The organism is Delftia sp. NA_296.1 (genome assembly GCF_052692095.1).
The window spans coordinates 208,384-215,202 of record NZ_JBQZGF010000012.1; the positions used below are offsets into that span (position 1 = coordinate 208,384).

Below are 6,819 nucleotides of genomic sequence, written 5' to 3' on the forward strand. Positions count from 1 at the left end.
TCAGTCCGTAGGCGAGCGGTGGGCCACCACCTGCTGCTTGAGGTCGCCCAGCGCCTGGTACAGGGCGTTGCGGCTGGCCTGCGGCATGTCGCCGAACATGCCCATGACCCAGGATTCATGCGCCTTGGCCATGCGCGCAAAGGTCTTGCGGCCCAGCGGGGTGAGGTGCAGCACGGAGCTGCGCCGGTCGGACTCCACCTTGGTGCGCACCACCAGGCCTTCTTTCTCCAACTGGTCAGTGATGCCGGTGATGTTGCCGTTGGTCACCATCATGTGGCGCGACAGCTCGCCCATCTTCATGCCCTCGGGCGCGCGCTGCAGCTGGGCCATGAGGTCGAAGCGGGGCAGGGTGGTGTCGAATTCGCTGCGCAGGCGGTTGCGGATCTCGCCTTCGATGAGGTTGCAGCAGGTGAGCATGCGCAGCCACAGGCGCAGCGCATGGTGGTCGTCGGGCGCGGCGCGCGACTCCAGGTCGGGAGCGTGGGTCATGGCTGGTTCTGCGGTGTGGGGGCGTTCAAGCCCATCTGCGCGAGGATGGCGCGCGTCAGCGGGCTGGCCGGGTCGTTCAGGGTGAGCACGATGTCGAAATGGTTGGTGCCGGGCATGGCCACGTACTGGCCGGAGGATGGGCCGGGGCCACGGCGCTGGTTCCAGGCGGCCAGGTAGTCGTCGCTCTGGCGCTTGAATTCATCGGTCTCGCTCTCGCCGTAGCTGACGATGAGCGGGCAGGCCGCGCCGTGCGGCAGGAGAGCGGGGCTGTTGCGAATGGCGTCCTGCTCGCTCAGGCGCATCCATTCGTTGATGTGGGTGTACACCAGCGGGCGCAGGTCGAACAGGCCCGACAGCGGTGCGGCGCCGCGCACCACGTCCTCGGGCACGCCGTAGTCCGCATGCCAGCCGGCGGCCAGCAGCATGCCCGCCAGGTGGCCGCCGGCCGAGCTGCCGCAGACATGGATGCGGCCCGGGTCGCCGCCGTAGCGGGCGATGTGGGCATGCACCCAGGCCAGGGCGCGGCGTGTCTGGTCCACGATGCGGTCCAGCGTGACGGCGGGCGCCAGCGAGTAGTTCAGGGCCACCACCACGGCGCCGGCGCGCGTGAAGGTGGGAGCCATGCCGCTGGAGTCGTCCTTGGACAGCAGCCGCCAGTACCCGCCGTGGATGAAGAAGAGCACAGGGGCGCCTGCCGCCCCGGTTGCTGCCGGGAAAATGTCCAGCAGCTCATCGGCATGCTCGCCGTAGGCCACGTTCAGCGCGCAGGGCAGGCTCTGGCGCGCGGCCCGGCTGTCGTCGGCATAGGCCTTGATGATGGGGGTGATGTCAGGTACCGTCGCGCGGGCGTTGTACTGGACATCGAGTCCGGCGCGGTCGTAGTGACGGTAGAGTGCGGGCATTGGAACGGAGATGGCGCGAAATGGTTTGTATGGCAGGTATTGGTACAAGTCCCAGACTTGTTCTGCAAAATACTTTAAACCTAAACTAAGACCCGCGCCAACCGTTCCAGCCCTTACAGAGTTTCCCGTCCAGCGTGACGGAAGACTGCCTCACCACCGATTGCCATCCGCGCGGCCCGCGCAAGGAGCACAGCAGCATGCGTTTCCTCACCCCCTTCCTGGCCGCAGCGGCCCTGGCCCCTGCCTTTGTTCCCGCGCTTGCGCAGGCGGACACCATCAAGGTCGGTATCGCCAACGATATTTCCGGGCCGTTTGCCGCGCTGGGCGCCGAGGCGCGTGACGGCTTCAACCTCGCCATCAAGCAGCTGGGCAGCAAGCTGGGCGGCCAGCCGGCCGAGTTCCTGCAGACCGACATGGGCGGCAATCCCGACCAGGCGCGCCAGCTGGTCACGCGCTACATACAGCGCGACAAGGTGGATTTCTTCACCGGCCCCATCGGCTCCAACGTGGCCCTGGCCGTGGGCCCGGCGCTGTTCGGCGCCAAGGTGCCCTACCTGTCCAACAACCCCGGCCCCAGCCAGTTCGCGGGCGCGCAGTGCAATGCGTTCTGGTTCGGCACCTCCTACCAGAACGATGCCTTCCACGAGGCAGCCGGCAAGCTGGCCGCCGACCGTGGCTTCAAGAAGATGTTCATCATGGCGCCCGACTATCCGGCCGGCAAGGATGCGCTGGTCGGCTTCAAGCGCGGCTACAAGACCGCGCCCGGCGAAGAGGTCTACACCAAGCTGGGCCAGATCGACTACGCGGCCGAGCTGGCCCAGATCCGCGCGGCCAAGCCCGATGCGGTCTACATCTTCCTGCCGGGCGGCATGGGCATCAACTTCGTCAAGCAGTTCGTGTCCACGGGGCTGTCGCAAAGCGTCAAGCTGATCGGCCCGGGCTTCTCGGCCGACGAGGACGTGATCCAGGCCGTGGGCGAGCCCATGCTGGGCATGGTCAATACCGCGCAGTGGGCGCATGACCTGGACGTGCCGCAGAACAAGGCCTTTGTCGAGGCCTTCCGCAAGGAGTACAAGGGCCGCAACCCCTCGGTCTACGCGGCCCAGGCGTATGACGTGATCATGGCCATGGATGCGGCGGTCAAGCAATCCGGCGGCAAGGCCTCGGACCGCCAGGCCATTGTCAAGGCGCTGGAGAAGGCCGACTACGCCTCGGTGCGCGGCCCCTTCACGTACGGCAAGAACCACTATCCCATCCAGGCCTACTACCAGCGCGTGATCGAGAAGGACGGCAGCGGCCGCATCACCAACAAGCTGGTGGGCAAGGTGTTCGATAAATATCAAGACGTCTACGTCAACGACTGCAAGATGTGACCCCGCCGCCGCGCCCCCGTCGGGCGCGGCGTGCCTTGATCTTGATTTTCATAGCCGGATGATTTGTTGACCGCGTGCGGGCCACTGCGCCTGCGGCAGGGGGCGTGTGGATGACGTGGACGCTGCTCTTGGAGCAATTGCTGAATGGCCTGCAGTTCGGGCTGATGCTGTTTCTGATCGCGGCCGGGCTGACCCTGGTGTTCGGCATCATGGACATCATGAACCTGGCCCATGGCTCGCTGTACATGGCGGGCGCCTATGTGGCGGCCGAGACCATGCAGCGCACGGGCTCGTTCACCGCGGCCGTGCTGGTGGCGGCCGTGGCCACGGCCGCGGCGGGTGTGGTGCTGGAGCTGGTGCTGATACGCCGCCTTGCCGTGCGTGACCATCTGGCCCAGGTGCTGGGCAGCTATGCCGTCATCCTCATTGCCAATGACCTGGTCAAGATGGTCTGGGGCCCGGCGCCGGTGATGCTCAACATGCCGGCCGCGCTGTCCGGGCCGGTGCAGCTGCTGCCCGATCTCATGTACCCGGCCTACCGGCTGATGATCATCGTCTTCGGCCTGGCCGCCGCGTTGGGCCTGTATTGGTTCGTGACGCGCACGCGCGCCGGCGTGCTGGTGCGGGCAGGCGCCTCCAACCGCCAGATGGCCACGCTGATGGGCGTGCGCGTGCCGCTGCTGTTCCTGGGCGTGTTCACGCTGGGCGCCATGCTGGCGGCGGTGGCGGGGGCGCTGCTGGGGCCCATCACCTCGGTGCAGGTCGGCATGGGGGAAGAGATCCTCATCCTGGTGCTGGTGTGCATCGTCATCGGCGGCATAGGCTCCATACGCGGTGCCCTGGTTGGCGCCTTGCTGGTGGGCATGGTGGATACGGCGGGGCGGGCCTTTCTGCCCATGCTGCTGCGCCAGGTGTTCTCCCCGGCCGTGGCATCCAGCGTGGGGCCCACGCTGGCGGCGATTTCCATCTATGTGCTGATGGCGGTGGTGCTGGTGTACCGGCCTTCCGGCCTTTTCCCCGCGCGAGGCTGAGCATGGAACACAGCACATTGCAAGGCAGGTTCCAGGCCCGGTTCTTCTGGACCGTGCTCGCGCTGCTGGCGCTGGCGGTGTTCCCGCTGGTGGCTCCGGCGCTGGGGCTGGACTTCTACATCTCCTTCGTGCGCCGCGTGCTGATCTACGCGCTGGCCGCCACCAGCCTGAACCTCATCCTGGGCTATGGCGGCATGGTGGCGCTGGGGCATGCGGCCTTCTTCGGTGCGGGGGCCTATGCGGTGGGCATCCTGGCGATGAACGGCGTGACCTCGGCCCTGGTGGCCTGGCCGGCCGCCGCGCTGCTGGCCGGGCTGCTGGCCGCCGCCACGGGCGCCGTGTCGCTGCGCACGCGCGGCGTGTACTTCATCATGATCACGCTGGCCTTTGCGCAGATGCTGTTCTACATCTTCATCTCCCTGCGCCAGTACGGCGGCGAGGACGGGCTGAACCTGCCCGGCCATTCCGTGCTGCCCGGGCTGGACCTGGGCCACGATGTCTCCTTCTACTACGTGGTGCTGGCGCTGTTCGCGGTGCTGATGGCCGTGTTCGGGCGGCTGGTGGATTCGCGCTTCGGCAAGGCGCTGCAGGGCGTGCGCGAGAACGAGTCGCGCATGGAGTCGCTGGGCTACCCGGTCTACCGCATCAAGCTGGCAGCCTTTGTGCTCAGCGGCGCCGTGGCCGGGCTGGCGGGCGCGCTGCTGGCCAACCACAACCTGTTCATCTCCCCCAGCCTCATGCACTGGACCCAGTCGGCCAACCTGCTGATCATGGTGCTGGTGGGGGGCGTGGGCCTGCGCTGGGGCGGCGTAGCCGGCGCCGTCGTCATGCTGACGCTGGAGGAAGTGCTGCGCATGTGGACCGAGTACTGGCACCTGCCGCTGGGCCTGCTGCTGCTGTGCGTGGTGTTCGGTGCGCCGCGCGGCCTGATGGGCCTGTGGCCCGCACGCGGGAGGCAGGCATGAGCGGCGCGGCCACACCTATCTCCATTCCCACTCCAGCCCTGGAGGCCAAGGGCCTGGTGCGCCGCTTTGGCGCGCTGCTGGCCACTGACCATGTCTCGCTGTCGCTGGCGCCTGGCGAGATCCATGCGCTGATCGGCCCCAATGGAGCGGGCAAGTCCACGCTCATCCATCTGCTGTCCGGCACGCTGGCGGCCGATGCGGGCGAACTGGTGCTGGCGGGGCGCGATGTGAGCGCGCTCAACGCCCACCAGCGCGTGGCGGCGGGGCTGTCGCGGTCGTTCCAGATCACCAACATCTTCAAGCAGTCCAGCGTGCTGGACAACCTGGTGCTGGCCGTACAGGCGCATGCGGGCAGCAGCTTCAGCTTCTGGCGCCCGCGCGCGGCCGAGACCGCGCTCTACGAGCAGGCCCGCGAGCTGGCGCGCGAATGCGCCATTGACGCCAGCCTGCTGCAACGCCCCGCAGGCACGCTGCCGCATGGCGAGCAGCGCAAGCTGGAATTCGCGCTGGCCCTGGCCGCGCGCCCCGGCGTGCTGCTGCTGGACGAGCCCATGGCTGGCATGGGGCCTGATGAAACACTGCGCCTGACCGAGCTGATCGAGTCCCTGCGCGGCCGTGCCGCCATGCTGCTGGTGGAGCACGACATGCAGGCCGTGTTTCGCCTGGCCGACCGCATCTCCGTGCTGGTCTACGGGCGCATCATCGCCACCGGCACGCCCGACGAGATACGTGGCAACGCCGATGTGCGCCAGGCCTACCTGGGAGACGAAGAAGTGAAGGAGGGCGCGTGATGCTCGAAATGCAGGCCGTGCAAAGCGGCTACGGACCCAGCCAGGTGCTGTTCGGCGTGGACCTCCGCATCGAGGCAGGCCAGGTCGTCACCCTGCTGGGCCGCAACGGCATGGGCAAGACCACGCTGCTTCGCACGCTGCTGGGCCAACTTCCGCTGCGCGCCGGCCGCATGGTGTTTGCCGGGCAGGACATCGCCGGCTGGGCCACCGACCGCATCGCCCGCGCCGGCGTGGCCATCGTGCCCGAAGGCCGCCAGTGCTTTCCCAATCTCACGGTGCGTGAGCACCTGACGGCCTTTGTGGCCCAGCGCAATTCGGGCAGCCCCGGCGCGGCAGAGCCCTGGACGCCCGAGCACGTGTTCGCGCTGTTCCCCCGCCTGCGCGAGCGCGCCTCCAACATGGGCAACCAGCTGTCAGGCGGCGAGCAGCAAATGCTGGCCATAGGCCGCGCCCTGGTCACCAACCCGCGCCTGTTGATCCTGGACGAAGCCACCGAGGGCCTGGCCCCCCGCATCCGCGAAGAGATCTGGTCCTGCCTGGCCCAGCTGCGTGCCGCCGGCCAGACCATCCTGGTCATCGACAAATACGTGGAGCGCCTGCTGGGCCTGGCTGACCGCCACCTCATCCTAGAGCGCGGCAAGGTCGTGTGGAGCGGAGACTCGGCCGCGCTGGATGGGGACAGAGCGCTGTGGGAACGGTATTTGGGAGTGTGAGCACGCGCAATGCATTCGCGGTTCAAGGCGAAATTCAAGGTGCGATGGAGGGTTGAATGGCATTGAAGATCAATGGGTGGCATGCCATTCAAATACATGTCTGTATCCAAGATGGGCAATTGCTTACATTTACAGGATGTATCTGGCCCTGCATTTGATTGCCCTATGGCCATCGGCTTGTCTATGATCCCCGCTCACCAAGAGCAGGGAGGCCGCCCGCAGGGCGGCGCGCACTATGACACGCCGAGTCACCATACACACGCCATTGGGCGAGCAGCTGCATTTCCGTGAATTGCGCGGCCAGGAAAACATCAGCCAGCTCTTCAGCCTCGATGTAGAAATGCTCAGCGAAAGCGAGAGCATCGATCCCAAGGCCCTATTGGGCAAAAACGCCACCATCGAAATAGAAACCCAGGGCGGCGGCAGGCGCTTCATCGACGGCATCGTCACCCGCTTTGGCATGCAGGGCCAGGACCACCGCCACTACGCCTACAAGGCGCGCCTGAGCCCCTGGCTGTGGCTGGCCACGCGCAAGAGCGACTTTCGCATCTTCCA

At 66.9% G+C, this 6,819-nt stretch carries 8 protein-coding genes; 6 read left to right on the forward strand and 2 right to left on the reverse strand.

Features of this window, described 5'->3' with window-relative positions:
• Together ACUTR7_RS25860 and ACUTR7_RS25865 are read right to left on the reverse strand one after the other, a co-directional pair.
• Positions 1 to 489: a MarR family winged helix-turn-helix transcriptional regulator gene (locus ACUTR7_RS25860; RefSeq protein WP_063325691.1), complete on the reverse strand. Its 489-nt coding sequence runs from the start codon at positions 487 to 489 to the stop codon at positions 1 to 3.
• The gene (locus tag ACUTR7_RS25865; protein WP_445610149.1) at positions 486 to 1,391 is read right to left on the reverse strand and encodes an alpha/beta hydrolase; all 906 of its coding nucleotides are present in this window, start codon (positions 1,389 to 1,391) and stop codon (positions 486 to 488) included. Before ACUTR7_RS25865 ends, ACUTR7_RS25860 begins: the two co-directional genes overlap by 4 nt.
• Positions 1,392 to 1,588: 197 nt before the next feature.
• Between ACUTR7_RS25865 and ACUTR7_RS25870 the strand changes: the two genes are divergently transcribed.
• The 6 genes from ACUTR7_RS25870 to ACUTR7_RS25895 form a co-directional block, all read left to right on the forward strand.
• Positions 1,589 to 2,764, forward strand: coding sequence for an ABC transporter substrate-binding protein (locus ACUTR7_RS25870; protein WP_065347534.1), 1,176 nt, complete (start codon positions 1,589 to 1,591; stop codon positions 2,762 to 2,764).
• A gap of 110 nt (positions 2,765 to 2,874) precedes the next feature.
• Positions 2,875 to 3,795: a branched-chain amino acid ABC transporter permease gene (locus ACUTR7_RS25875; protein WP_445610150.1), complete on the forward strand. Its 921-nt coding sequence runs from the start codon at positions 2,875 to 2,877 to the stop codon at positions 3,793 to 3,795.
• A gap of 2 nt (positions 3,796 to 3,797) precedes the next feature.
• Entirely contained in the window at positions 3,798 to 4,760 is a 963-nt protein-coding gene (locus ACUTR7_RS25880) for a branched-chain amino acid ABC transporter permease (RefSeq protein WP_012206285.1), read from the forward strand.
• Positions 4,757 to 5,551, forward strand: a complete 795-nt coding sequence (locus tag ACUTR7_RS25885) for an ABC transporter ATP-binding protein (RefSeq protein WP_269198707.1) — start codon at positions 4,757 to 4,759, stop codon at positions 5,549 to 5,551. Before ACUTR7_RS25880 ends, ACUTR7_RS25885 begins: the two co-directional genes overlap by 4 nt.
• Positions 5,551 to 6,264: an ABC transporter ATP-binding protein gene (locus ACUTR7_RS25890; RefSeq protein ID WP_445610151.1), complete on the forward strand. Its 714-nt coding sequence runs from the start codon at positions 5,551 to 5,553 to the stop codon at positions 6,262 to 6,264. The genes ACUTR7_RS25885 and ACUTR7_RS25890 overlap by 1 nt, the downstream gene beginning before the upstream one ends.
• A 235-nt stretch (positions 6,265 to 6,499) precedes the next feature.
• Positions 6,500 to 6,819 (forward strand): contractile injection system protein, VgrG/Pvc8 family (locus tag ACUTR7_RS25895; RefSeq protein WP_445610152.1); only part of this gene is annotated, 320 nt, incomplete at its 3' end.